Raw genomic sequence first — 26118 nt, 5'->3', positions numbered from 1 at the left:
GTGTTTTCCCCGGTGGACGGCCCTCACAGCGGCCTGAAGGCGATGCCGGAGCCCGGGATCGCTACGATGGGTGCTCCGGAGCCTGACCGGGGACCCGGATCGCGCACGAGGAGTCCTCTTGCCAGACGAGGCCCAGCACCTGACCGCCGCCAAGCCCGAGTCCACCTCGGGCCCCGCGGCCACGCCCGCGAAGAGCGACACTCACGGGCCGGTCGAGCACGACCGTTCCGCGCCCGTCGACAAGCCAGCCGAGCAGCCCCGCCCCAAGTCGGCCCCTGCCGAGCACCCCTCGGCCGCGCCCGCCGGCCGCCCGGCCGCGGCCCAGCAGCCCGCCCGCTCCGGCTCCTCCAACCGCGTCCGGGCCCGCCTCGCCCGCCTCGGCGTCCAGCGCCAGAACCCGTACAACCCGGTCCTGGAACCGCTGCTGCGGATAGTGCGCAGCAACGACCCCAAGATCGAGACCGCGACGCTGCGCCAGATCGAGAAGTCCTACCAGGTCGCCGAGCGCTGGCACCGCGGCCAGAAGCGCAAGAGCGGCGACCCGTACATCACGCACCCGCTCGCGGTGACCACGATCCTCGCCGAGCTCGGCATGGACCCGGCCACCCTCATGGCGGGCCTGCTGCACGACACCGTCGAGGACACCGAGTACGGCCTGGAGGACCTGCGCCGCGACTTCGGCGACCAGGTCGCCCTGCTCGTCGACGGCGTCACCAAGCTCGACAAGGTCAAGTTCGGCGAGGCCGCCCAGGCCGAGACCGTGCGCAAGATGGTCGTCGCCATGGCCAAGGACCCGCGCGTCCTGGTCATCAAGCTCGCCGACCGCCTGCACAACATGCGCACCATGCGCTACCTCAAGCGCGAGAAGCAGGAGAAGAAGGCGCGCGAGACCCTGGAGATCTACGCGCCGCTCGCCCATCGCCTGGGCATGAACACCATCAAGTGGGAACTGGAGGACCTCGCCTTCGCGATCCTCTACCCCAAGATGTACGACGAAATCGTCCGGCTGGTGGCCGAAAGGGCACCGAAGCGTGACGAGTACCTGGCCATAGTGACCGACGAGGTCCAGGCCGACCTGCGCGCCGCCCGCATCAAGGCGACCGTCACCGGCCGCCCGAAGCACTACTACAGCGTCTACCAGAAGATGATCGTCCGCGGGCGCGACTTCGCGGAGATCTACGACCTGGTGGGCATCCGCGTCCTCGTGGACACCGTCCGCGACTGCTACGCGGCCCTCGGCACCGTGCACGCGCGATGGAACCCGGTCCCCGGCCGGTTCAAGGACTACATCGCGATGCCCAAGTTCAACATGTACCAGTCGCTGCACACGACGGTCATCGGCCCCAACGGCAAGCCGGTCGAACTGCAGATCCGCACCTTCGACATGCACCGCCGCGCGGAGTACGGCATCGCCGCGCACTGGAAGTACAAGCAGGAGGCCGTCGCCGGCGCCTCCAAGGTGCGCTCGGACCAGCCGAGAACCACCGGCAAGGACGACCACCTCAACGACATGGCGTGGCTGCGCCAGCTCCTCGACTGGCAGAAGGAGACCGAGGACCCCGGCGAGTTCCTGGAGTCCCTGCGCTTCGACCTGTCGCGCAACGAGGTCTTCGTCTTCACGCCGAAGGGCGACGTGATAGCGCTGCCGGCCGGTGCCACGCCCGTGGACTTCTCGTACGCGGTGCACACCGAGGTGGGCCACCGCACCATAGGAGCCCGGGTCAACGGACGCCTCGTGCCGCTGGAATCCACCCTGGACAACGGCGACCTGGTGGAGGTCTTCACCTCCAAGGCCGCCGGGGCCGGGCCGTCCCGGGACTGGCTGAACTTCGTCAAGTCGCCGCGCGCCCGCAACAAGATCCGGGCCTGGTTCTCCAAGGAGCGCCGGGACGAGGCGATCGAGCAGGGCAAGGACGCCATCGCGCGCGCGATGCGCAAGCAGAACCTGCCGATCCAGCGCATCCTCACCGGCGACTCGCTCGTCACCCTCGCGCACGAGATGCGCTACCCGGACATCTCCTCGCTGTACGCGGCGATCGGCGAGGGCCATGTGGCCGCGCAGAACGTCGTGCAGAAGCTGGTGCAGGCCCTCGGCGGCGAGGAGGCGGCCACCGAGGAGATCGACGAGTCGGTCCCGCCGTCCCACGGCCGTGGCCGCAAGCGGCGCAGCAACCAGGACCCGGGTGTGGTCGTCAAGGGCGTCGACGACGTGTGGGTCAAGCTGGCCCGCTGCTGTACGCCGGTGCCCGGCGACCCCATCATCGGTTTCGTCACACGCGGTAGTGGCGTATCGGTTCACCGCAGCGACTGCGTCAACGTGGAGTCACTGTCCCGCGAACCGGAGCGCATCCTCGAGGTCGAGTGGGCGCCGACGCAGTCCTCGGTCTTCCTGGTCGCCATCCAGGTCGAGGCCCTGGACCGCTCCCGCCTCCTGTCGGACGTCACCCGCGTCCTGTCCGACCAGCACGTCAACATCCTCTCCGCCGCCGTCCAGACCTCCCGCGACCGCGTGGCCACCTCCCGCTTCACCTTCGAGATGGGCGACCCCAAACACCTGGGCCACGTCCTGAAGGCGGTCAGAGGCGTGGAGGGCGTCTACGACGTGTACCGCGTGACGTCGGCGCGGCGGCCGTAGGGCGGCATGAGGGAGGCCCCCGTACGTGATGTACGGGGGCCTCCCTCATGCCCTGTGTTGTTGGCCGCGTCTGTCAGCCGCCGAACTCGTGCAGGCCCTTCAGGGCCTGGTCCAGCAGGGCCTGGCGGCCCTCCAGCTCGCGCTCCAGCTTGTCGGCCTTCGCGGAGTTGCCCTGGGTGCGGGCCTGGTCGATCTGGGACCGCAGCTTGTCCACGGCGGCCTGGAGCTGGCCGGTGAGACCCTCGGCACGCGCGCGTGCCTCCGGGTTCGTCCGGCGCCACTCGGTCTCCTCGGACTCCTGCATCGCCCGCTCCACGGTGTGCATCCGGCCCTCGACCTTCGGCCGTGCGTCACGGGGGACGTGACCGATGGCCTCCCAGCGCTCGTTGATCGAGCGGAAGGCGGCACGCGCCGCCTTCAGGTCACCGATCGGGAGGAGCTTCTCGGCCTCCTCGGCCAGCTCCTCCTTGAGCTTCAGGTTCTCCGTCTGCTCCGCGTCCCGCTCGGCGAACACCGAGCTGCGGGCGGCGAAGAAGACGTCCTGGGCGCCGCGGAAGCGGTTCCACAGGTCGTCCTCGTGCTCGCGCTGGGCGCGGCCCGCCGCCTTCCAGTCCGCCATCAGCTCGCGGTAGCGCGCGGCCGTCGGACCCCAGTCCGCCGAACCGGACAGCGCCTCGGCCTCGGAGACCAGCCGCTCCTTGACCCGACGGGCGTCCTCGCGCTGCGCGTCCAACTGCGCGAAGTGCGCCTTGCGCCGCTTGGAGAACGCCGAGCGCGCGTGCGAGAAACGGTGCCACAGCTCGTCGTCCGACTTGCGGTCCAGGCGCGGCAGACCCTTCCAGATGTCCACCAGGGAGCGCAGCCGCTCACCGGCGGCCCGCCACTGGTCGGACTCGGCCAACTGCTCCGCCTCGACGACCAGGTCCTCCTTGGCCTTGCGGGCCTCGTCGGACTGCTTGGCGCGCTGCTGCTTGCGCTCCTCGCGCCGCGACTCGACGGTCGCCACGAGCTTGTCCAGCCGGTCCCGCAGGGCCTGAAGATCGCCGACCGCGTGATGCGCGTCCACCTGGTCGCGGATGTGGTCGATGGCGACCTGGGCGTCCTTCGACGACAGATCGGTGGTCTGCACTCGCTTCTCGAGGAGGCCGATCTCGACAACCAGGCCCTCGTACTTGCGCTCGAAGTAGGCCAGTGCTTCCTCAGGGGAGCCTGCCTGCCAGGAACCGACCACCTGCTCGCCGTCGGCGGTACGCACGTACACGGTCCCCGTCTCGTCGACGCGGCCCCACGGGTCGCTGCTCACAGCGCCTCCTCCACATGATGCCTCCGAGGGGCTTCAGTGCCCCTGGGCATCCTCCACAGTTTCGTCACGGCCAACATAGGCGACCGGCGGGTCGCCTGTCCGCATCCAGCGCGACCGAAATTGCGCGGTTGACCGCGCCTTAGTCGTCGGATTGTCGTCGGGTTGTCGTCAGGATTTCGTGACCGTCGCCTTGTTGATCACGACCGTCGCGTTCGGGGCGGTGTTCTGTGTCGTCGGGTCGGCGGGCTGTGACCCCGCGGCGGCGATCTTCTTCAGAACCTTCATGCCGTCGGCCGACACCGTACCGAACGGCGTGTAGCTGGGCGGCAGCTGACTGTCCTGGTAGACGAGGAAGAACTGGCTGCCGCCGGTGTGCGCCTGACCGGTGTTGGCCATCGCGATCGTGCCCGCCGGGTAGACGTTGCTCTTGAGGGTGGCGTCCTTCAGGTTCTCGTCCGGGATGGTGTAGCCGGGGCCGCCGCTGCCGGAGCCCGTCGGGTCGCCGCACTGCAGCACGTAGATGCCGTTGGTGGTGAGCCGGTGGCACTTGGTGTGGTCGAAGTACCCCTTGCCGGCCAGGAAGTCGAACGAGTTCACCGTGTGCGGCGCGGCCTTGGCCTTCAGCGCTATGTCGATGTCACCGCACGTCGTCGCGAGCTTCATCGTGTACTTCGCCGACGTGTCGATCGTGACCGCCGGCTCCTTCTTCCAGGTCAACTTCTTGATCGAGCCCGCGGCCGCCTTCTCGCACGGGTCCTTCACCGCGCTGGGCGCCGCGGAGGGAGAGGCACTGGTCTCCGCGCTCGCGTTCGCCTTGTCGTCGTCCTTCAGGACGCCGGTCGTGTACAGCGCCAGACTGCCGATGATGATCACGCCGAGCACCGACGCGATCACCGAGTTGCGCACCCGCGCCTTGCGTCGTGCGGAGGTGCGTCGCTGCTGCTGCCGCAAGAACTTCTCCCGAGCGAGCTGACGCTTCCGCTGTTCCTGGGTGACCACCGGTTTCTCCTCGTGCGTCTCGTACGTCGACTGGGACGCGTGCGTCTTGTGAGCCGACCGCCTGCGTGTGCCCCGTACCGTATATGGGTTCGCTGAGGAAACGGCAGCGCCGGTAGGCTCTGACCACTGGCGCAGCCGCCAGAAGCCCACGCGTATCGACACAAACGAAGGACGATCGTGCTCATTGCCGGGTTCCCCGCCGGGGCCTGGGGGACGAACTGTTATCTCGTCGCCCCCGCCGCCGGTGAGGAGTGCGTGATCATCGACCCGGGCCATCAGGCGGCCCCAGGAGTCGAGGAAGCGCTGAAGAAACATCGGCTCAAGCCCGTCGCCGTCGTCCTCACCCACGGCCACATCGACCATGTGGCCTCGGTCGTCCCGGTGTGCGGCGCGCACGACGTGCCGGCCTGGATCCACCCCGAGGACCGCTTCATGATGAGCGACCCCGAGAAGGCGCTCGGCCGGTCCATCGGGATGCCGCTGATGGGCGAGCTGACCGTGGGGGAGCCGGACGACGTCCGGGAGCTGACCGACGGAGTGCGGCTGGATCTGGCGGGTCTGGAGTTCTCCGTCGCGCACGCGCCGGGCCATACGAAGGGGTCGGTGACCTTCCGGATGCCCGAGAAGACCGACGTCCCGTCGGTCTTCTTCTCCGGGGATCTGCTGTTCGCCGGCTCCATCGGACGCACCGACCTGCCCGGCGGTGACATGGCCGAGATGCTCGACTCGCTGGCCCGCGTGTGCCTGCCCCTCGAGGACTCGACCGTGGTCCTGTCCGGCCACGGCCCCCAGACGACCATCGGCCAGGAGCGCGCCACCAACCCGTATCTGCGGCAGGTGGCGCCCGGCGGCCAGGGAGCGGGATCGAACACCCCTCCCCGACGAGGAATGTGACGAGAGACCTCCGTGAGTACCTTCCAGGCCCCCAAGGGCACGTACGACCTGATTCCGCCGGACAGCGCCGCGTACCTCGCCGTCCGCGAGGCCATCGCCGCGCCCCTGCGCAACTCCGGCTACGGCTACGTCGAGACGCCCGGCTTCGAGAACGTGGAGCTCTTCGCGCGCGGTGTCGGCGAGTCGACCGACATCGTGACGAAGGAGATGTACGCCTTCGAGACCAAGGGCGGCGACCGGCTCGCCCTGCGCCCCGAGGGGACCGCTTCCGTCCTGCGCGCCGCCCTCGAGGCCAACCTGCACAAGCTGGGCAACCTGCCGGTCAAGCTCTGGTACTCGGGCTCGTACTACCGCTACGAGCGCCCCCAGAAGGGCCGCTACCGCCACTTCTCCCAGGTCGGCGCCGAGGCGATCGGCGCGGAGGACCCGGCGCTGGACGCCGAGCTGATCATCCTGGCCGACCAGGCGTACCGCTCGCTGGGCCTGCGCGACTTCCGCATCCTGCTGAACAGCCTGGGCGACACGGAGTGCCGTCCGGTGTACCGGGAGGCGCTGCAGACCTTCCTGCGGGGCCTGGACCTCGACGAGGACACCCTGCGCCGCGCGGAGATCAACCCGCTGCGCGTCCTGGACGACAAGCGGGAGTCGGTCCAGAAGCAGCTCGGCGACGCCCCGCTGCTGCGCGACTACCTCTGCGACGCCTGCAAGGCGTACCACGAGGAGGTCCGCGAGCTGATCACGGCGGCGGGCGTCGTCTTCGAGGACGACCCGAAGCTGGTCCGCGGCCTGGACTACTACACCCGGACGACCTTCGAGTTCGTCCACGACGGTCTGGGCTCCCAGTCCGCGGTGGGCGGCGGCGGCCGCTACGACGGTCTCTCCGAGATGATCGGCGGCCCCGCGCTGCCGTCGGTGGGCTGGGCGCTGGGCGTCGACCGTACGGTCCTGGCGCTGGAGGCGGAGGGCGTGCGGCTGGAGCTGCCGGCCTCGACCTCCGTGTTCGCGGTCCCGCTCGGCGAGGAGGCCCGCCGGGTGCTCTTCGCCAAGGTGACGGAGCTGCGCAAGGTGGGCATCGCGGCCGACTTCTCCTACGGCGCCAAGGGGCTCAAGGGGGCCATGAAGAGCGCCAACCGCAGCGGGGCCCGCTACACGGTCGTCGCCGGCGAACGCGACCTCGCCGAGGGCGTCGTCCAGCTCAAGGACATGACGACCGGCGAGCAGACGTCGATCGGTGTGAACGAGATCGTGGCCGAGCTGGAGTCGAGGCTCGGTTAGCACGTCACGAAGGGCGCCGGGGCGGGTCTCCGGCGCCCTTCGCCATACGTCGCACGGACTTGCTTATGTCCAGCGAACGGTGGACACCCGGTCCCGTGCGGCACAATGGCCCCTGCCCGAAGATGGTCCAACTCCCCAGTGACGGAATCGGCGTGATGAGCAAGACGACAGTCAAAGACGTCTCCACGGAGTCCGAGCCGGAGCGCGTCGCCGCGACCGAGGCCCGGACGGTGGGCGGCAGCCGTGCGTTCGCGATCCTGCTGCTGATCACCGGCGCGGCCGGTCTGCTCGCCGCGTGGGTCATCACGATCGACAAGTTCAAGATCCTCGAAGGCAAGGTGGACGGCAAGACGTTCACCCCGAGCTGCAGCATCAACCCGATCATCTCCTGCGGCAGCGTCATGGAGAGCAAGCAGGCAGCGGCCTTCGGCTTCCCCAACCCGATGCTCGGCCTCGTCGCCTACGGCATCGTCATCTGCGTCGGCATGAGCCTGCTGACCCGGGCCGGCTTCCCCCGCTGGTACTGGCTGACCTTCAACTTCGGCACGCTGTTCGGGGTGGCCTTCTGCACCTGGCTGCAGTACCAGTCCCTGTACGAGATCAACGCCCTGTGCCTGTGGTGCTCGCTGGCCTGGGTCGCGACGATCACCATGTTCTGGTACGTCACCTCGTTCAACGTGCGCAACGGCTTCCTGCCCGCCCCGAGTTGGCTGAAGCGGTTCTTCGGCGAGTTCACCTGGGTCCTGCCGGCCACCCACGTCGGCATCATCGCCATGCTGATCCTGACCCGCTGGGGCGCCTCCCTCTGGGCCTGACCCCGGCCCAGGGCAGGATGGCCCCGGGTATCAATGTCAGACCCCTGACGTAGGCTCCGGAGTGTGGAGCCCGACCTGTTCACCGCCGCAGCCGAAGACCGCCAGGAGAAGGACCCGACAGGGAGCCCCCTGGCGGTCCGGATGCGCCCGCGCACCCTCGACGAGGTGGTGGGCCAGCAGCACCTGCTGAAGCCGGGCTCACCCCTGCGCCGCCTGGTCGGCGACGGCGCCAAGGGCCCGGCCGGGCCGTCGTCCGTGATCCTCTGGGGGCCGCCCGGCACGGGGAAGACGACTTTGGCGTACGTCGTCTCCAAGGCCACCAACAAGCGGTTCGTGGAGCTGTCGGCCATCACCGCGGGCGTCAAGGAGGTCCGCGCGGTCATCGACGGCGCCCGCCGCGCCATCGGCGGCTACGGCAAGGAGACCGTCCTCTTCCTCGACGAGATCCACCGCTTCAGCAAGGCCCAGCAGGACTCCCTCCTGCCGGCCGTCGAGAACCGCTGGGTCACGCTGATCGCGGCGACCACCGAGAACCCGTACTTCTCCGTGATCTCGCCGCTGCTGTCCCGCTCCCTCCTGCTCACCCTCGAACCCCTCACCGACGACGACCTCCGGAATCTCGTCGAGCGCGCCCTGGCCGACGACCGCGGCCTCAAGGGCGCCGTCACCCTCCCCGAGGACGCCGAGGCCCACCTCCTGCGCATCGCCGGCGGCGACGCCCGCCGCGCCCTGACCGCCCTGGAGGCCGCCGCCGGCGCCGCCCTCGACCAGGACGAGACCGAGATCAGCCTGCAGACCCTGGAGCAGACGGTCGACCGCGCGGCCGTGAAGTACGACCGCGACGGCGACCAGCACTACGACGTCGCCAGCGCCCTCATCAAGTCCATCCGGGGCTCCGACGTCGACGCCGCCCTGCACTACCTGGCCCGCATGATCGAGGCCGGCGAGGACCCCCGTTTCATCGCCCGCCGCCTGATGATCTCCGCCAGCGAGGACATCGGCCTCGCCGACCCCGCCGCGCTGCCCCTCGCGGTCGCCGCCGCCCAGGCCGTCGCCATGATCGGTTTCCCCGAGGCCGCCCTCACCCTCAGCCACACCACCATCGCCCTCGCCCTCGCCCCCAAGTCCAACGCGGCGACGACGGCGATCGGCGCCGCCCTGGACGACGTACGCAAGGGGCAGGCCGGGCCCGTCCCGCCGCATCTGCGCGACGGGCACTACAAGGGCGCCGCCAAACTGGGGCACGCGCAGGGGTACGTGTATCCGCACGACCTGCCCGAGGGCATCGCCGCCCAGCAGCACGCGCCGGACGCGATCCACGGCCGGGAGTACTACACGCCGACCCGGCACGGCGCCGAGGCCCGCTACGCGGACGCGGTCGAGTGGACCAGACAGCACCTCGGTCGAAAGGGGCCGTGAGCACCCTGTAGACTCGCCCGAAGTGCTGCGTCCCGTGTCCGGCCTCAGGGCCGGTTCACCAGAACGGGACATCCAGCCGGAGACCCGGCCCTCGGGCGGGGTTTCCAGGAGCGTCGCGCACCGTCGATCGGTGTCGCGGGCAGCCCACCACCACCCGGGTAACCGGGAGAGGCCGGTGGGCCACTCGCGTGCTGCACGTTGTGCCCAGACCAGGGAGCGGCTGCCCGGTCCGTCCGCGAGGACGGAAGCGGGTTTCCCAGGCTGCGGATGCGACCTCCCTTAACTCTGGTGAGCCGAAACCCAGGAAAGAGACATAGACAGTGGCGAATCAGCCCCGTCCCAAGGTCAAGAAGTCGCGTGCCCTCGGCATCGCGCTGACCCCGAAGGCCGTCAAGTACTTCGAGGCCCGCCCCTACCCGCCGGGCGAGCACGGCCGTGGCCGCAAGCAGAACTCGGACTACAAGGTCCGTCTGCTCGAGAAGCAGCGTCTGCGCGCGCAGTACGACGTGTCCGAGCGCCAGCTCGTCCGCGCCTACGAGCGTGCCTCCAAGGTCCAGGGCAAGACCGGTGAGGCCCTGATCATCGAGCTCGAGCGTCGTCTCGACGCCCTGGTCCTGCGTTCGGGCATCGCCCGCACCATCTACCAGGCCCGTCAGATGGTCGTGCACGGCCACATCGAGGTCAACGGCCAGAAGGTCGACAAGCCGTCCTTCCGCGTCAAGCCCGACGACGTCGTGATGGTCCGTGAGCGCAGCCGCAGCAAGACGCTGTTCGAGGTCTCCCGCGCCGGTGGCTTCGCCCCCGACGGCGAGACCCCGCGCTACCTCCAGGTGAACCTCGGCGCCCTGGCGTTCCGCCTGGACCGCGAGCCGAACCGCAAGGAGATCCCGGTCATCTGCGACGAGCAGCTCGTCGTCGAGTACTACGCCCGCTGATCCCCTCCCGGATCTGAGAGCCCGTCGTTCCCTCGCCCTTCGGGGCGGGCGGGGCGGCGGGTTTTCGCGCGTCTTAATCCGGTTCGGCGGGGCGCGCGGGGCGCGATAGGCTCAGCGCAGTTGTCAGCAGGTGTTCATGAGAGCAGGTGCACGGTGTCCGGTGGAGAGGTGGCCGGAATCCTGGTGGCCGTCTTCTGGGCGATCCTGGTCTCCTTCCTCGCCGTCGCGCTGGCGAGGCTGGCCCAGACGCTGAGGGCGACCACCCGGCTGGTCGCGGACGTGACCGAACAGGCCGTCCCGCTGCTGGCCGACGCCTCCGCGGCGGTGCGTTCCGCGCAGACCCAGATCGACCGGGTCGACGCGATCGCCTCGGACGTCCAGGAGGTCACGTCGAACGCGTCGGCGCTGTCGAGCACCGTCGCCTCCACCTTCGGCGGCCCCCTGGTGAAAGTCGCCGCCTTCGGCTACGGCGTACGCCGGGCGCTCGGCGGCGGCAAGGACGACCCGCCCGCCGGAAAGCCCCGGCGTACCGTGATCGTGGGCCGTACGGTCTCCCGGCGGGAGAAGCGCAAGCCCCGTGGAAAGAGGGACTGAGCCGGCGATGTTCCGTCGTACGTTCTGGTTCGGCACGGGCGTCGCCGCCGGTGTGTGGGCCACCACCAAGGTCAACCGCAAGCTGAGGCAGCTGACCCCCGAGAGCCTGGCCGCGACCGCGGCCAACAAGGCGCTCGAGACGGGAGCCCGCCTCAAGGACCGCGCGCTGGACTTCGCGCTCGACGTCCGCGACAACATGGCCCGGCGGGAGGCCGAACTGGGGGAGGCACTCGGGATCCACGAGGACCCCGAACTCCCCGCACCCAGGCGGTATGCCGCCCTGGAGAACCGCACCGACCCGAGCAACCCGAGGCACGTCGAGAACCCGACGTACTCGCACAACCGGAATGAGGACCACTGATGGAGTCGGCCGAGATTCGCCGCCGCTGGCTGAGCTTCTACGAGGAGCGCGGGCACACCGTCGTCCCTTCGGCGTCGCTCATCGCGGACGACCCGACTCTGCTCCTGGTCCCCGCCGGCATGGTCCCCTTCAAGCCGTACTTCCTCGGTGAGGTCAAGCCGCCGTGGTCGCGTGCCACCAGCGTGCAGAAGTGCGTGCGCACCCCCGACATCGAAGAGGTCGGCAAGACCACCCGCCACGGCACGTTCTTCCAGATGTGCGGCAACTTCTCCTTCGGCGACTACTTCAAGGAAGGCGCCATCACCTACGCCTGGGAGCTGCTCACCACGCCCCAGGACAAGGGTGGTTACGGGCTCGACCCCGAGCGCCTGTGGATCACCGTCTACCTCGACGACGACGAGGCCGAGACCATCTGGCGCGAAAAGATCGGCGTCCCCGCCGAGCGCATCCAGCGCCTCGGCATGAAGGACAACTACTGGTCCATGGGCGTCCCCGGCCCCTGCGGACCGTGTTCCGAGATCAACTACGACCGCGGCCCCGAGTTCGGCGCCGAGGGCGGCCCCGCCGTCAACGACGAGCGGTACGTGGAGATCTGGAACCTCGTCTTCATGCAGTACGAGCGCGGCGAGGGCATCGGCAAGGACAACTTCGAGATCCTGGGCGACCTGCCGAGCAAGAACATCGACACGGGCCTCGGCATGGAGCGCCTCGCCATGATTCTGCAGGGCGTGCAGAACATGTACGAGATCGACACCTCCATGGCCGTCATCAAGAAGGCCACCGAGCTGACCGGCGTCGAGTACGGCAAGGCCCACGACTCGGACGTCTCCCTGCGCGTGGTCACCGACCACATGCGCACGTCCGTCATGCTCATCGGCGACGGCGTCACCCCCGGCAACGAGGGCCGCGGTTATGTGCTGCGCCGCATCATGCGCCGCGCCATCCGCAACATGCGCCTCCTCGGCGCCACGGGTCCGGTCGTCCAGGACCTCATCGACACGGTCATCGCGATGATGGGCCGGCAGTACCCGGAGCTGGTCACCGACCGCGAGCGCATCGAGAAGGTCGCCGTCGCCGAGGAGAACGCCTTCCTCAAGACGCTGAAGGCCGGCACCAACATCCTCGACACGGCCGTCACCGAGACCAAGTCCTCCGGTGGCAAGGTCCTCGCCGGCGACAAGGCGTTCCTGCTCCACGACACCTGGGGCTTCCCGATCGACCTCACCCTCGAGATGGCCGCCGAGCAGGGGCTGTCCGTGGACGAAAACGGCTTCCGCCGTCTGATGAAGGAGCAGCGGGAGCGCGCCAAGGCCGACGCCCAGGCCAAGAAGACCGGCCACGCCGGCACCGGCGCCTACCGCGAGATCGCCGACCGGGCCGGTGAGACCGACTTCATCGGCTACGCGGACACCGAGGGCGAGTCGACGGTCGTCGGCATCCTCGTCGACGGCGCCTCCTCGCCGGCCGCCACCGAGGGCGACGAGGTCGAGATCGTCCTCGACCGCACCCCGTTCTACGCCGAGGGCGGCGGCCAGATCGGCGACACCGGCCGGATCAAGGTCGACACCGGTGCCGTCATCGAGATCCGCGACTGCCAGAAGCCGGTGCCCGGGGTGTACGTCCACAAGGGCGTCGTCCAGTTCGGCGAGGTCACCGTCGGCGCCAAGGCCCACGCCTCGATCGACATCCGCCGCCGCACGGCCATCGCCCGCGCCCACTCGGCCACCCACCTGACCCACCAGGCCCTGCGCGACGCCCTCGGCCCGACGGCCGCCCAGGCCGGTTCGGAGAACCAGCCCGGCCGCTTCCGCTTCGACTTCGGTTCCCCGGCCGCCGTCCCGACGGCCGTGATGACCGACGTCGAGCAGAAGATCAACGAGGTGCTCGCCCGCGACCTGGACGTGCACGCCGAGATCCTGACCCTCGACGAGGCCAAGAAGCAGGGCGCCATCGCCGAGTTCGGCGAGAAGTACGGCGAGCGGGTGCGCGTCGTGACCATCGGCGACTTCTCCAAGGAGCTGTGCGGCGGCACGCACGTGCACAACACCGCCCAACTGGGCCTGGTGAAGCTGCTCGGCGAGTCGTCGATCGGCTCGGGGGTGCGCCGTATCGAGGCTCTCGTCGGCGTCGACGCCTACAACTTCCTGGCCCGTGAGCACACGGTCGTCGCCCAGCTCCAGGAGCTGATCAAGGGGCGTCCGGAGGAGCTCCCGGAGAAGGTCTCCGCCATGCTCGGCAAGCTGAAGGACGCCGAGAAGGAGATCGAGAAGTTCCGCGCGGAGAAGGTCCTCCAGGCCGCCGCCGGTCTCGTCGAGTCCGCCAAGGACGTCCGCGGGATCGCCGTCGTCACCGGTCAGGTCCCGGACGGCACGACCCCGGACGACCTGCGCAGGCTGGTCCTCGACGTGCGCGGCCGTATCCAGGGCGGACGCGCCGTCGTCGTCGCCCTGTTCACGGTCGGCAACGGCAAGCCGCTGACGGTCATCGCCACCAACGAGGCCGCCCGCGAGCGCGGCCTCAAGGCCGGCGACCTGGTCCGTACGGCTGCCAAGACCCTCGGCGGCGGCGGTGGCGGCAAGCCGGACGTCGCCCAGGGCGGCGGCCAGAACCCGGCCGCGATCGGCGAGGCCGTCGACGCCGTCGAGCGGCTCGTGGCGGAAACGGCCAAGTGAGCCAGTCGATGCGCAAGGGCCGGCGGCTCGCGATCGACGTCGGGGACGCCCGGATCGGGGTCGCCTCGTGCGACCCCGACGGGATCCTCGCCACCCCGGTGGAGACGGTCCCCGGCCGGGACGTCCCGGCGGCGCACCGCCGGCTCGGACAACTGGTCGAGGAGTACGAGCCGATCGAGGTCGTCGTCGGTCTCCCTCGCTCCCTCAAGGGGGGCGAGGGCCCGGCGGCGGTGAAGGTGCGGGGCTTCGCCCAGGAGCTGGCGAACAAAATCGCGCCCGTATCCGTACGTCTGGTGGACGAGAGGATGACGACCGTGACGGCCAGTCAGGGACTGCGCGCGTCGGGGGTGAAGTCCAAGAAGGGCCGCTCGGTGATCGACCAGGCGGCCGCTGTGATCATCCTTCAGCAGGCGCTGGAATCCGAACGGGTGTCAGGTAAACCACCGGGCGAGGGCGTCGAAGTGGTCATCTGATCGCGATACGGTAACGTTCCGCGCCACGCGGGGGTGTTCGAACAGCCACCGCACAGAGAGAGACGGAACGGAGCCGGCTCCGCCAAGCCGCGCGACCGCCGCCTCGCGGCTCTAGGGGATCGATGACTGAGTATGGCCGGGGCCCAGGCTCCGAACCGTGGCATCCGGAGGACCCGTTGTACGGGGACGGCGGATGGGAAGGGCAGCAGGCCCACGCGGGTCATCAGCCTGCCTACGGCGGCCAGCAGCAGCACCAGTACCCGCAGCAGCCGCAGCAGCCGGAGTACGGCGATTGGGGCCAAGGACAGGCGCAGCAGTACGACCAGCAGCAGTACGACCCGCAGTACCAGGGCTACGACCCGCAGCAGTACGTCGATCAGGGGCAGCAGCAGTACGTCCAGCAGAACCAGCAGAACCACCAGAACCAGCACGACCACCAGAACCAGCAGAACCCCCAGGCCTACCACGAGGGTTACCAGGAGGGCGGCTGGGACGGCGCGGGCACCCATGCCCACGTCCCGTACGCGGCCGACCCCGGTGACCCCTACGGGCAGCAGGCCGCGGCCTACGGCGCGGAGCAGCCCGACTTCTACGGCACCCCGGACGCGTATCCGCCGCCGGAGCCCCCCGCCCGGCGGCGCCCCGAGCCCGAACCGGCGCAGTCGGAGCAGGAGTCGGAGCCGGAACAGAAGCCCGACTGGGATCCCGGACCCGACGAGGGCGGGCACGCTTTCTTCGCGGGCGGCGGCGACGCCGAGGACGAAGCGGACGACGACGAGCCGGAGGGCCGCGGAAACCGGCGGGGCCGGGGCGGCAAAGGCGGCAACGGTTCCAAAGGCACGAAGACCAAGAAGAGCCGCAACGGCGTCGCCTGCCTGGTCGTCGTCCTGGTGTTCGCCGGTGCTGTCGGCGGCGTCGGCTACTTCGGCTACCACTTCTACAAGAATCGTTACGGCTCGGCTCCCGACTACGCGGGCGGCGGCACGAGCCAGAGCGTGAGCGTGGAGGTTCCCAAGGGGTCGGGCGGCGCGGACATCGGCCGGCTGCTGAAGGACGCCGGCGTCGTCAAGAGCGTCGACGCCTTCGTGTCCGCGTTCACGAGCAATCCCGAAGGCGACTCGATCCAGGCCGGCGCGTACACCCTGAAAAAGGAAATGTCCGCCAAAAGCGCCGTCGCGATGATGCTCGACCCGAAGAGCCAGGCCAATGTGGTGGTCGCGCCGGGCCAGCGGAACGTGACCGTCTACAAGACCATCGACACGAAACTCGGTCTCGCCTCCGGTGCCACCCGGAAGGTCGCGGAAAGCCAGTACAAGACGCTCGGACTGCCCGGCTGGGCGAACGACAACGACGAGATCAAGGACCCGCTGGAGGGCTTCCTCTACCCGGGCACCTATCCCGCGGCCAAGGGCATGAAGCCGGAGGCGGTCCTGAAGGCGATGGTCGCCCACGCCAACGAGGTGTACGGCGGATACGACCTCGAGGCCAAGGCCAAGGCGCTCAAGCTGGACAGTCCGCTGCAGGTCATCACGGTCGCCAGCCTCGTCCAGGCCGAGGGGAAGACGGCCGACGACTACCGCAAGATGGCCGAGGTCGTCTACAACCGCATGAATCTCGCGAACCCCGAGACCTATGGATTCCTGCAGTTCGACTCGACCTTCAACTACCTGAAGAGCGAAAGCAAGATCCATATCAGTGAGTCGGAGATCAACAGAAACAAGGACCCGTACAACACGTACACCAACAAGGGTCTCCCGCCCGGCCCGATCGGAAACCCCGGCGATGTGGCGATCAAGGCGACGCTGAATCCGACCGACAGCGGCTGGTACTACTTCGTGGCGACCGACGGCGTGAGCAAGACCGAATTCGCCAAGACGCACCAGGAGTTCCAGAAACTCAAGGACAAGTTCAATGAGAGTTCGGGCAACTGACGTCCGCCGGGCCGCCGTACTCGGTTCGCCCATCGCGCACTCCCTCTCCCCGACGCTGCACCGCGCCGCGTACGAGGCGCTGGAGCTCACCGGCTGGACGTACGACCGCTTCGAGGTCGACGAGGCCGGCCTGCCCGGGTTCCTCGCGGAACTCGGGCCGGAGTGGGCGGGGTTGTCGCTGACCATGCCGCTCAAGCGCGCGGTCATCCCGCTGCTCGACGAGATCAGCGAGACGGCGGCCTCCGTCGAGGCGGTCAACACCCTGGTCCTCACCGAGGACGGACGCCGGGTCGGCGACAACACCGACATCCCCGGCATGGTCGCCGCCCTGCGCGAGCGCGGCGTCGAACAGGTCGACTCGGCCGCGATCCTCGGCGCCGGCGCCACCGCCTCCTCCGCACTGGCCGCGCTGGCCCGGGTCTGCACGGGCGAGATCGTCGCCTACGTCCGCAGCGCGGCCCGCGCCGCCGAGATGCGGCAGTGGGGCGAGCGCCTCGACGTCGGGATCCGCATCGCCGACTGGGGCGACGCCGCCGACGCCCTGCGCTTCCCGCTGGTCGTCGCGACCACCCCGGCCGCAGCCACCGACGCCCTCGCCGCCTCGGTGCCGGAGCGCCCCGCCACCCTCTTCGACGTGCTCTACGACCCGTGGCCGACCGAGCTGGCCGCCCGCTGGTCGATGTTCGGCGGCGCCGTCGTCAGCGGACTCGACCTTCTCGTTCACCAGGCGGTGTTCCAGGTGGAGCGGATGACCGGCCGCGCCCCGGCGCCCGTGGAGGCCATGCGCACGGCGGGCGAACACGCCCTCGCCGCCCGCTGAACGCCGGACCGAAACGCCGTGCCGGTCCGCCCGATGTGACAGATCCCGTCCGGTTGGTGGACCGGCGGCCGGGGTCGGCGGGCGGACGTGGGAGGATCGAAGATGGCTGGCCGGAGCCGCGCACCCGGTCCGCCGACGACGTACGCGAGGACGCGCGTAGGCAGTACCAGGGCGCGAGTACTGAGGAGCATCGTTGAGCAGGCTGCGTTGGCTGACCGCGGGGGAGTCCCACGGTCCCGCACTTGTCGCCACGCTGGAGGGCCTTCCCGCCGGCGTGCCGATCACCACGGACATGGTGGCCGACCACCTGGCGCGGCGGCGGCTCGGCTACGGCCGCGGGGCACGGATGAAGTTCGAGCGCGACGAGGTCACCTTCCTCGGCGGCGTCCGGCACGGCCTCACCCTGGGTTCCCCGGTCGCCGTCATGGTGGGCAACACGGAGTGGCCCAAGTGGGAGCAGGTCATGGCGGCCGACCCGGTCGACCCGGAGATCCTCGCGGGCCTCGCCCGCAACGCCCCGCTGACCCGCCCGCGCCCCGGCCACGCCGACCTCGCCGGGATGCAGAAGTACGGCTTCGACGAGGCCCGGCCCATCCTGGAGCGCGCCTCCGCCCGTGAGACGGCCGCCCGGGTCGCGCTCGGCGCGGTCGCCCGGTCGTACCTGAAGGAGACGGCCGGCATCGAGATCGTCTCCCACGTCGTGGAGCTGGCCGGTGCCAAGGCGCCCTACGGCGTCCTCCCGACCCCGGCCGACGTCGAGAAGCTGGACGCGGACCCGGTGCGCTGCCTGGACGCCGACGCGTCGAAGGCGATGGTCGCGGAGATCGACCAGGCCCACAAGGACGGCGACACCCTCGGCGGCGTCGTCGAGGTGCTGGCGTACGACGTCCCGGTCGGTCTGGGCTCGCACGTGCACTGGGACCGCCGGCTGGACGCCCGGCTCGCCGCCGCCCTGATGGGCATCCAGGCGATCAAGGGCGTCGAGGTCGGCGACGGCTTCGGCCTCGCGCGCGTGCCGGGTTCGAAGGCGCACGACGAGATCGTCACCACGCCCGAGGGCATCAGGCGGGCGACGGGCCGCTCCGGCGGCACCGAGGGCGGTCTGACCACGGGCGAGCTGCTGCGCGTCCGGGCGGCGATGAAGCCGATCGCGACCGTGCCGCGGGCCCTGCAGACGGTGGACGTCGTCACCGGCGAGGCGACCCAGGCGCACCACCAGCGCTCCGACGTGTGCGCGGTCCCGGCCGCCGGGATCGTCGCCGAGGCGATGGTCGCGCTGGTGCTGGCGGACGCGGTGGCGGAGAAGTTCGGCGGCGACAGCGTCCCCGAGACCCGCCGCAACGTGCGGTCGTACCTCGACAACCTGCACATCCGATGAGCGGGCCGCTGGTCGTCCTGGTCGGCCCGATGGGCGTCGGCAAGTCCACCGTCGGACGGCTGCTGGCCGACCGGCTCGGTGTCGGCTACCGGGACACCGACGACGACATCGTCGCCGAGCAGGGCCGCAGCATCGCGGAGATCTTCGTCGACGCGGGCGAGGACGTCTTCCGCGCCTTCGAGAAGCAGGCGGTGCACCGCGCGCTCGCCGAGCACGACGGCGTCCTGGCGCTCGGCGGCGGCTCGATCCTGGACGCGGACACCCGTGGCCTGCTCGCCGGGCAGCGCGTGGTCTACCTCGCGATGGACGTCGAGGAAGCCGTCAAGCGCACCGGCCTCAACACGGCCCGCCCGCTGCTCGCCGTCAACCCGCGCAAGCAGTGGCGCGAACTGATGGAAGCCCGCCGCGGCCTGTACGAGGGCGTCGCCACGGCCGTGGTCGCGACGGACGGCCGCACACCTGAAGAGGTGGCTCAAGTCGCCCTGGATTCACTGGAGTTGAAGGAAGCATGAGCAGCGAGTCCGTGACAAGGATCCGGGTCGGCGGCAGCGCGGGCTCCGAGCCGTACGAGGTCCTGGTCGGCCGTCAGTTGCTGGGTGAGCTCGGCGGGTTGATCGGCGACCGGGTCAAGCGGGTCGCCGTGATCCACCCCGAGGCGCTGGCCGAGACCGGGGAGGCGCTGCGCGCGGATCTGGCCGGGCAGGGCTACGAGGCCGTCGCCATCCAGGTGCCGAACGCGGAGGAGGCCAAGACCGCCGAGGTCGCCGCCTACTGCTGGAAGGCGCTCGGCCAGTCCGGGTTCACCCGCACGGACGTCGTCGTGGGCGTCGGCGGCGGTTCGACCACCGACCTCGCCGGGTTCGTCGCCGCGACCTGGCTGCGCGGGGTGCGCTGGATCGCCGTCCCGACCACCGTGCTCGCCATGGTCGACGCGGCCGTCGGCGGCAAGACCGGCATCAACACCGCCGAGGGCAAGAACCTCGTCGGCTCCTTCCACCCGCCGGCCGGTGTGCTGTGCGACCTGGCCGCGCTGGACTCCCTCCCGGTCAACGACTACGTCTCCGGGCTCGCCGAGGTCATCAAGGCCGGCTTCATCGCCGACCCGGTGATCCTCGACCTCGTCGAGTCCGACCCCGAGGGCGCCCGCACCCCGGCGGGACCGCACACCGCCGAGCTCATCGAGCGCTCCATCAGGGTCAAGGCGGACGTGGTGTCGTCCGACCTGAAGGAGTCGGGGCTGCGGGAGATCCTCAACTACGGCCACACGCTCGCGCACGCCATCGAGAAGAACGAGCGCTACAAGTGGCGGCACGGCGCGGCCGTCTCGGTCGGCATGCACTTCGCCGCCGAACTGGGCCGCCTGGCCGGCCGGCTGGACGACGTCACGGCCGACCGGCACCGCACGGTCCTTCAGTCGGTGGGCCTCCCGCTGCACTACCGCCACGACCAGTGGCCCAAGCTGCTCGAGAACATGAAGGTCGACAAGAAGTCCCGCGGCGACCTGCTGCGCTTCATCGTCCTGGACGGCCTGGCCAAGCCGACCGTTCTGGAAGGTCCCGACCCGGCCGTCCTGCTCGCCGCGTACGGCGAGGTGGGCGAGTAGGACCGCGGGGCGGGCGGGTACGTCCGCCCGGTTCCCTTCCGCCCGATTCGCCTTGCGCACCGGGCACTTCGGACCGCCCCCGGCCGTTCACCAAACGACGGTCGGGGGCGGTACCGTTCAGTAGCGAAGAGGGGTCCGCACCCCTACAGCCAGCGCCCATTGCCTGTACGAGACGGAGTGGCACCGGATGCAGCACGCAGTGGGTTCTCCGCTGCCGCCGCCCCACCAGCCGGGGCACGGTCCGGCCGCCGGCTGGTCGCACCAGCCGGGCAGCGCCCCCCAGCCGCAGCCGCAGCCGGGATACCTCGGGGCCCCCTCGGGCCCGGCCCCGCCCGCGCCCCACCCGCCGGTCCCGCCCGTGCCGCACCCGCCCGCCCCGCAGCACGCCCCCGTCCCGCCGGGCGCCGACGCCACCGGGCACGTACCGCTGCCGCCCGGCGGCCCCGTGCCCATGCCCAGCGCACCGCCCGCGCCGACCGTCCCCGACCCGACGGCCACGACGCTCGCGGTCCTGCTGATCGGCCCCGCGGGCGCCGGCAAGACCAGCGTCGCCAAGTACTGGGCCGACCACCGCCGGGTGCCCACCGCCCACGTCAGCCTCGACGACGTACGCGAATGGGTCCGCTCGGGCTTCGCCGACCCGCAGTCCGGGTGGAACGACCACTCCGAGGCCCAGTACCGTCTGGCCCGCCGCACCTGCGGCTTCGCCGCGCGTAACTTTCTGGCCAACGGCATCTCGTGCATCCTGGACGACGCGATCTTCCCCGACCGCCCGGCCGTGGGCCTGGGTGGCTGGAAACGACACGTGGGGCCCGGCCTCCTGCCCGTCGTCCTCCTCCCCGGCCTCGAAGTGGTCCTGGAGCGCAACGCCGAACGCTCCGGCAACCGCCGCCTCACGGACGAGGAGGTCGCCCGCATCCACGGCCGCATGGCCGGCTGGTACGGCTCCGGCCTCCCCATCATCGACAACACCCAACTCGACGTCCCCACAACGGCAAGGCTCCTGGACGACGTACTGGCAAGGGCCATAGCAAGCCCCCCGAAGTGGTAGAGCCCTTCCAACCGCCAGAGGGGGCAGCCGACCCAGGGGCGCGGGACCGTGCCGATGTGCGGCTCCGCCGCGTGGGCGCGGCAAACTGCCCGGTAGTGGGCAGACAACCATGCGTGTCCCTCCCCGGTTCCCCCGAACGCCCTCCCAACCGGCACAATCCAGCCACCCCTCCTACGCTCGTGTCATGTCAGAGGTCTACGCGTCCCGTCGCACACGGCTGAGAGAGCGCTGCAACGCCGGCGGCAGCGCCGCCGCGCTGATCTCCAGCCCCGCCAACGTGAGATACCTGGCGGGCGCGTCCCCGCACGGTGCCGTCCTGCTGCTGGGCAGAGGCGAGGACCTCCTCGTGTGCACCGGCCCGCCGGACGACCGTCCGGGCGGAGGACGGCCGGACGACGCCCTGCGCGTGCACTCCCTCTCCCGCGCCGGAGGCGATCCGGCGGTCGCCGCCGCCGACCTCCTCACGGCCCGGGGCGGAGACTCCCTCGCGGTCGAGGAGCACCACCTCACGGTGGCCCGCCACCGGGCACTCCGCTCGGTCGCCCCGCGCCTGCGTCTCGGCGACCTGGGCGGCGCGGTCGAACAGCTGAGGGTGGTGAAGGACGAGGAGGAGATCTCCTGCCTGCGGATCGGCGCCGAGATCGCCGACCAGGCCCTGGGGGAGCTGCTGGAGTCCATCCTCGTCGGGCGGACGGAACGGCACCTCGCCCTCGAACTGGAGCGCCGCCTCGTCGACCACGGCGCCGACGGCGCCGCTTTCGCCACCTCGGTCGCCTCCGGACCGAACTCCGGCCGGCGCGGCCACCGGCCCACCGACCGGCGGGTCGAGGAAGGCGACTTCCTCACTGTCTGCCTGGGGGCGGCCTACCGCGGCTACCGGTGTGAGATCGGCCGTACTTTCGTGATCGGGACGTCTCCGGCCGACTGGCAGATCGAGCTCTACGACCTCGTCTTCGCCGCTCAGCGGGCCGGACGCGAGGCCCTGGCGCCCGGCGCCGCCTACCGTGACGTGGACCGCGCGGCCCGCCAGGTGCTGGACTCCGCGGGGCATACCGAGGGCCTTCCGGCACTCATGGGACACGGTGTCGGACTCGAAATCGAAGAGGACCCGCAGTTGACTCCCGCGGCCATGGGTAAACTGGACGCTTGCGTGCCGGTCACCGTCGAACCCGGGGTCCACCTCCCGGGCCGGGGCGGCGTCCGGATCGATGACACGCTCGTCGTACGCCCAGAGGCGGACGGCGGACCCGAGCTACTCACCATCACGACCAAGGAGCTGCTCGCGCTGTAGGAGTGCGTGCCCCGGGGTCGTCCACGTCAGTCCAGGAGATTCCGCAACCGTGGCTTCCACGAACGACCTCAAGAACGGCCTGGTGCTCAAGCTCGAAGGCGGCCAGCTCTGGTCCGTCGTCGAGTTCCAGCACGTCAAGCCCGGCAAGGGCCCGGCCTTCGTGCGCACCAAGCTCAAGAACGTGCTTTCCGGCAAGGTCGTCGACAAGACGTTCAACGCCGGCGTCAAGGTCGAGACGGCCACTGTCGACAAGCGCGACATGCAGTTCTCCTACATGGACGGCGAGTACTTCGTCTTCATGGACATGGAGACCTACGACCAGCTCATGGTCGACCGCAAGGCCGTCGGCGACGCCGCCAACTTCCTGATCGAGGGCTTCACGGCCACCGTGGCGCAGCACGAGGGCGAGGTGCTCTTCGTAGAGCTGCCGGCCGCCGTCGAGCTCGTCGTCCAGGAGACCGAGCCGGGCCTGCAGGGCGACCGTTCCACGGGTGGCACCAAGCCCGCCACCCTGGAGACCGGTCACCAGATCCAGGTCCCGCTCTTCATCACCACCGGAGAGAAGATCAAGGTCGACACCCGCACCAGCGACTACCTCGGCCGGGTGAACAGCTAACCGTGGCTGCCCGCAACACGGCCCGCAAGCGCGCCTTCCAGATCCTCTTCGAGGGCGACCAGCGCGGAGCCGACGTCCTGACCGTCCTCGGGGACTGGATCCGGCTCTCCCGGGCCGACACCCGGCAGCCGCCGGTGAGCGAGTTCACGATGCAGCTCGTCGAGGGCTACGCGCAGCACGCGCGGCGCATCGACGAGCTGATCTCCCAGTACTCGGTCGGCTGGACGCTGGACCGGATGCCGGTCGTCGACCGCAACATCCTCCGTCTCGGCGCCTACGAGCTGATCTGGGCCGACGAGACTCCGGACGCGGTCGTCCTCGACGAGATGGTGCAGCTGGCCAAGGAGTTCTCCACGGACGAGTCGCCCTCGTTCGTCAACGGCCTGCTCGGCCGCCTCAAGGAGCTCAAGCCGTCCCTGCGGCGCGAGTAGCTCCGCGGGAAGCCGGGGAACTGCGGGCCGTAGGAGGCCTGAGGGCCGTCTGTGGCTCGTCGCGCAGTTCCCCGCGCCCCCTCGGGGCGCGAACATGCCGCAGGGCCCACAGCGCACGCTGTGGGCCCTGCGGCATGTTCGCGCCAAAAGCGGAGGTGGCCGGAACCGTCAGGTTCCGGCCACCTCCGAGGGTACGTTTCTGCTCAACCGCGGAGCGGCTAGTTCTCCTCGTGGGAGACCGCGCGACGCGCGTCCGCGTCCAGGACGCCCCAGCTGATCAGCTGCTCGGTCAGGACCGAAGGCGACTGGTCGTAGATGACGGCGAGGGTGCGCAGGTCGTCCTGGCGGATCGACAGCACCTTGCCGTTGTAGTCACCGCGCTGGGACTGGATCGTGGCGGCGTACCGCTGGAGGGGGCCCGCCTTCTCGACCGGCACATGGGCCAGTCGCTCCAGGTCCAGGACCAGCTTCGGCGGGGGCTCGGCCGCCCCGCCCGGCGTGGTGCCCGGCAGCAGCTCCTGCACCGGAACCCCGTAGAAATCCGCCAGCTCGGCAAGGCGCTGCACGGTCACGGCGCGGTCGCCGCGCTCGTACGAACCGACCACGACCGCCTTCCAGCGTCCCTGGGACTTCTCCTCGACACCGTGGAGGGAAAGGCCCTGCTGGGTGCGGATCGCGCGGAGCTTGGCCCCGAGTTGTTTGGCGTATTCGCTGGACATATAGCTCCCCGGCACTGGGTAGACGCGGCTGGGCCGCGTGCTGGTGACTCACTGTGAGGTTACGCAGCGTGATTCTTCTGCGTCAAGCCGAATGGTCCACACCGACTCTTCCGTGGTATCCGTGGCCGGTTACGCCAAGGGGGTGATCAGGGTGTCCTTCCGGCCTGCTACCGTGGATGGCGCAAATCCGACGTCCTTTAAGGTCCGTCCCGTGAGGCGGAGAAGGAGGTCCGTTTCTTATGGACAAGCAGGACATTCCGCAGGATCCCCGGCAAGTCGATGCGCGGCCCGTTCTCGAAGGCCCCGACATCGCGCGCGTGCTGACGCGCATCGCCCACGAGATCGTCGAACGCGCCAGGGGCGCCGACGACGTGGTGCTCCTCGGCATCCCGACCCGTGGCGTCTTCCTCGCCCAGCGGCTCGCGGCCAAGCTGGAGGAGATCACCGACCGCAAGATCCCGGTCGGCTCCCTCGACATCACGATGTACCGCGACGACCTGCGCATGCACCCGCCGCGTGCGCTGGCCCGCACCGAGATCCCCGGCGACGGCCTCGACGGCAGGCTGGTCGTCCTCGTCGACGACGTGCTCTTCTCGGGCCGCACCATCCGCGCCGCCCTCGACGCCCTGAACGACATCGGGCGCCCGCGCGCGGTGCAGCTCGCGGTCCTCGTCGACCGCGGCCACCGCGAGCTGCCCATCCGCGCCGACTACGTCGGCAAGAACCTCCCCACGTCGCTGCGGGAGACGGTCAAGGTCCTGCTCGCCGAGGAGGACGGTCGCGACGCCGTGCTGCTCGGTGTGAAGCAGACCGCCCAGCAGTAGCACGCGCGCGTACGGCCCTGTGTGCCGTACGTCCCGCCGCCGTGCCCCTGCACGCCCGTGATCTCCCCATACGTGAACTGCCTTACGGAGCCTGACAGATGCAGCGTCATCTCATCTCGGCCGCCGACCTCACCCGCGACGACGCCGTCCTGATCCTCGACACCGCCGAGGAGATGGCCCGGGTCGCCGACCGGCCCATCAAGAAACTGCCGACCCTGCGCGGCCGCACCATCGTCAACCTCTTCTTCGAGGACTCCACGCGCACGCGTATCTCCTTCGAGGCCGCCGAGAAGCGTCTCTCCGCGGACGTGATCAACTTCTCCGCCAAGGGATCATCGGTGTCCAAGGGCGAGTCCCTGAAGGACACCGCGCAGACCCTGGAGGCGATGGGCGTCGACGCGGTCGTCATCCGGCACGGCGCCTCCGGAGCGCCGTACCGGCTGGCCACCTCCGACTGGATCGACGCCGTCGTCATCAACGCGGGCGACGGCACCCACCAGCACCCCACCCAGGCCCTCCTGGACGCCTTCACCATGCGCCGCCGGCTCATCGGCCGGGACGCCGGGATCGGGCAGGACCTCTCCGGCCGGCACATCACGATCGTCGGGGACATCCTGCACAGCCGGGTCGCCCGCTCCAACGTCGACCTGCTGCACACCCTCGGCGCCGAGGTCACCCTCGTCGCCCCGCCCACCCTGGTGCCGGTCGGCATCGAGTCGTGGCCCTGCGAGGTGTCGTACGACCTCGACAGCACGCTTCCGAAGTCCGACGCGGTGATGATGCTGCGCGTGCAGCGCGAGCGGATGAACGCCGCGTTCTTCCCGACCGAGCGCGAGTACTCCCGGCGCTACGGCCTCGACGGCGACCGGATGGCACGGATGCCCGAGCACGCCATCGTGATGCACCCCGGCCCGATGGTCCGTGGCATGGAGATCACCGCCGCGGTCGCCGACTCCGAGCGCTGCACCGTCATCGAACAGGTCGCCAACGGCGTGTCCATCCGGATGGCCGTCCTCTACCTGCTCCTGGGCGGCAACGAACCCGCCGTCAGCCACGCCCGTACCACCGAGGAGAAGTAA

General features: G+C 70.1%; 24 protein-coding genes. 21 read left to right on the top strand and 3 right to left on the bottom strand.

All coding sequences use genetic code 11. The features are described 5' to 3' along the window. Positions 1 to 118 precede the first annotated feature (118 nt). A complete protein-coding gene (locus tag OG352_RS07395) occupies positions 119 to 2635 on the top strand; it encodes a RelA/SpoT family protein (protein WP_329215581.1) in 2517 nt (838 codons plus the stop codon). Positions 2636 to 2708: 73 nt separating this feature from the next. Here OG352_RS07395 and OG352_RS07390 read toward each other — a convergent pair whose 3' ends face one another. Then, on the bottom strand, positions 2709 to 3938 hold the full coding sequence (locus tag OG352_RS07390) for a DUF349 domain-containing protein (RefSeq protein ID WP_329215580.1): 1230 nt from the start codon (positions 3936 to 3938) through the stop codon (positions 2709 to 2711). A 168-nt stretch (positions 3939 to 4106) separates the two neighbouring features. Then, positions 4107 to 4937: a peptidylprolyl isomerase gene (locus OG352_RS07385; RefSeq protein WP_329215579.1), complete on the bottom strand. Its 831-nt coding sequence runs from the start codon at positions 4935 to 4937 to the stop codon at positions 4107 to 4109. Positions 4938 to 5114: 177 nt separating this feature from the next. Here OG352_RS07385 and OG352_RS07380 point away from each other — a divergent pair, with 177 nt between their 5' ends. From OG352_RS07380 to nusB, 18 genes are all read left to right on the top strand, one after another. After that, entirely contained in the window at positions 5115 to 5831 is a 717-nt protein-coding gene (locus tag OG352_RS07380) for an MBL fold metallo-hydrolase (RefSeq protein ID WP_329215578.1), read from the top strand. 12 nt (positions 5832 to 5843) lie between these two features. Further along, the gene (gene hisS, locus OG352_RS07375) at positions 5844 to 7106 is read left to right on the top strand and encodes a histidine--tRNA ligase (protein WP_329215577.1); all 1263 of its coding nucleotides are present in this window, start codon (positions 5844 to 5846) and stop codon (positions 7104 to 7106) included. Positions 7107 to 7261: 155 nt separating this feature from the next. After that, entirely contained in the window at positions 7262 to 7921 is a 660-nt protein-coding gene (locus tag OG352_RS07370; protein WP_329215576.1) for a vitamin K epoxide reductase family protein, read from the top strand. Positions 7922 to 7984: 63 nt separating this feature from the next. Next, positions 7985 to 9340, top strand: a complete 1356-nt coding sequence (locus tag OG352_RS07365; RefSeq protein WP_329215575.1) for a replication-associated recombination protein A — start codon at positions 7985 to 7987, stop codon at positions 9338 to 9340. A gap of 320 nt (positions 9341 to 9660) precedes the next feature. Continuing rightward, positions 9661 to 10275 carry a 30S ribosomal protein S4 gene (gene rpsD / locus OG352_RS07360; protein WP_093775827.1) on the top strand — a complete coding sequence of 205 codons (615 nt, stop codon included), beginning with the start codon at positions 9661 to 9663 and terminating at the stop codon, positions 10273 to 10275. Between the two features lie 153 nt (positions 10276 to 10428). Continuing rightward, positions 10429 to 10869, top strand: coding sequence for a DUF948 domain-containing protein (locus OG352_RS07355; protein WP_329215574.1), 441 nt, complete (start codon positions 10429 to 10431; stop codon positions 10867 to 10869). 7 nt (positions 10870 to 10876) lie between these two features. Continuing rightward, entirely contained in the window at positions 10877 to 11230 is a 354-nt protein-coding gene (locus OG352_RS07350; protein WP_329215573.1) for a hypothetical protein, read from the top strand. Beyond that, positions 11230 to 13902 carry an alanine--tRNA ligase gene (gene alaS, locus OG352_RS07345; RefSeq protein WP_329215572.1) on the top strand — a complete coding sequence of 891 codons (2673 nt, stop codon included), beginning with the start codon at positions 11230 to 11232 and terminating at the stop codon, positions 13900 to 13902. Before OG352_RS07350 ends, alaS begins: the two co-directional genes overlap by 1 nt. A gap of 8 nt (positions 13903 to 13910) precedes the next feature. Further along, a complete protein-coding gene (gene ruvX / locus OG352_RS07340) occupies positions 13911 to 14375 on the top strand; it encodes a Holliday junction resolvase RuvX (protein WP_329223748.1) in 465 nt (154 codons plus the stop codon). Between the two features lie 122 nt (positions 14376 to 14497). Next, on the top strand, positions 14498 to 16306 hold the full coding sequence (gene mltG / locus OG352_RS07335) for an endolytic transglycosylase MltG (RefSeq protein WP_329215571.1): 1809 nt from the start codon (positions 14498 to 14500) through the stop codon (positions 16304 to 16306). Beyond that, on the top strand, positions 16287 to 17126 hold the full coding sequence (locus OG352_RS07330) for a shikimate dehydrogenase (RefSeq protein WP_329215570.1): 840 nt from the start codon (positions 16287 to 16289) through the stop codon (positions 17124 to 17126). Before mltG ends, OG352_RS07330 begins: the two co-directional genes overlap by 20 nt. 193 nt (positions 17127 to 17319) lie before the next feature. Then, entirely contained in the window at positions 17320 to 18504 is a 1185-nt protein-coding gene (aroC, locus tag OG352_RS07325; protein ID WP_329215569.1) for a chorismate synthase, read from the top strand. Next, positions 18501 to 19016 carry a shikimate kinase gene (locus OG352_RS07320; protein ID WP_329215568.1) on the top strand — a complete coding sequence of 172 codons (516 nt, stop codon included), beginning with the start codon at positions 18501 to 18503 and terminating at the stop codon, positions 19014 to 19016. The genes aroC and OG352_RS07320 overlap by 4 nt, the downstream gene beginning before the upstream one ends. Then, positions 19013 to 20107, top strand: a complete 1095-nt coding sequence (gene aroB, locus OG352_RS07315) for a 3-dehydroquinate synthase (RefSeq protein ID WP_329215567.1) — start codon at positions 19013 to 19015, stop codon at positions 20105 to 20107. Before OG352_RS07320 ends, aroB begins: the two co-directional genes overlap by 4 nt. A gap of 187 nt (positions 20108 to 20294) precedes the next feature. Next, positions 20295 to 21158, top strand: coding sequence for a Pro-rich N-terminal domain-containing protein (locus OG352_RS07310; RefSeq protein ID WP_329215566.1), 864 nt, complete (start codon positions 20295 to 20297; stop codon positions 21156 to 21158). 184 nt (positions 21159 to 21342) lie between these two features. Next, positions 21343 to 22449: an aminopeptidase P family protein gene (locus tag OG352_RS07305; RefSeq protein WP_329215565.1), complete on the top strand. Its 1107-nt coding sequence runs from the start codon at positions 21343 to 21345 to the stop codon at positions 22447 to 22449. A 49-nt stretch (positions 22450 to 22498) separates the two neighbouring features. Then, a complete protein-coding gene (efp, locus tag OG352_RS07300; protein ID WP_020117452.1) occupies positions 22499 to 23065 on the top strand; it encodes an elongation factor P in 567 nt (188 codons plus the stop codon). 2 nt (positions 23066 to 23067) lie between these two features. After that, complete coding sequence (gene nusB, locus OG352_RS07295; RefSeq protein WP_329215564.1) at positions 23068 to 23496, top strand: transcription antitermination factor NusB; 429 nt, start codon at positions 23068 to 23070, stop codon at positions 23494 to 23496. A gap of 218 nt (positions 23497 to 23714) precedes the next feature. Here nusB and bldD read toward each other — a convergent pair whose 3' ends face one another. Further along, positions 23715 to 24215, bottom strand: coding sequence for a transcriptional regulator BldD (gene bldD, locus OG352_RS07290; RefSeq protein WP_030785871.1), 501 nt, complete (start codon positions 24213 to 24215; stop codon positions 23715 to 23717). A gap of 239 nt (positions 24216 to 24454) precedes the next feature. Between bldD and pyrR the strand changes: the two genes are divergently transcribed. Together pyrR and OG352_RS07280 are read left to right on the top strand one after the other, a co-directional pair. Then, positions 24455 to 25039, top strand: a complete 585-nt coding sequence (pyrR, locus tag OG352_RS07285) for a bifunctional pyr operon transcriptional regulator/uracil phosphoribosyltransferase PyrR (RefSeq protein ID WP_329215558.1) — start codon at positions 24455 to 24457, stop codon at positions 25037 to 25039. A 98-nt stretch (positions 25040 to 25137) separates the two neighbouring features. Beyond that, positions 25138 to 26118, top strand: coding sequence for an aspartate carbamoyltransferase catalytic subunit (locus tag OG352_RS07280; protein WP_329215556.1), 981 nt, complete (start codon positions 25138 to 25140; stop codon positions 26116 to 26118).

Origin of the sequence: Streptomyces sp. NBC_01485 (genome assembly GCF_036227125.1) — a bacterium.
In the GTDB taxonomy this organism is placed as follows: Bacteria; Actinomycetota; Actinomycetes; order Streptomycetales; family Streptomycetaceae; genus Streptomyces.
Note: the sequence above shows the minus strand (reverse complement) of the source record. Positions and strands in the feature narration are given on the sequence as shown.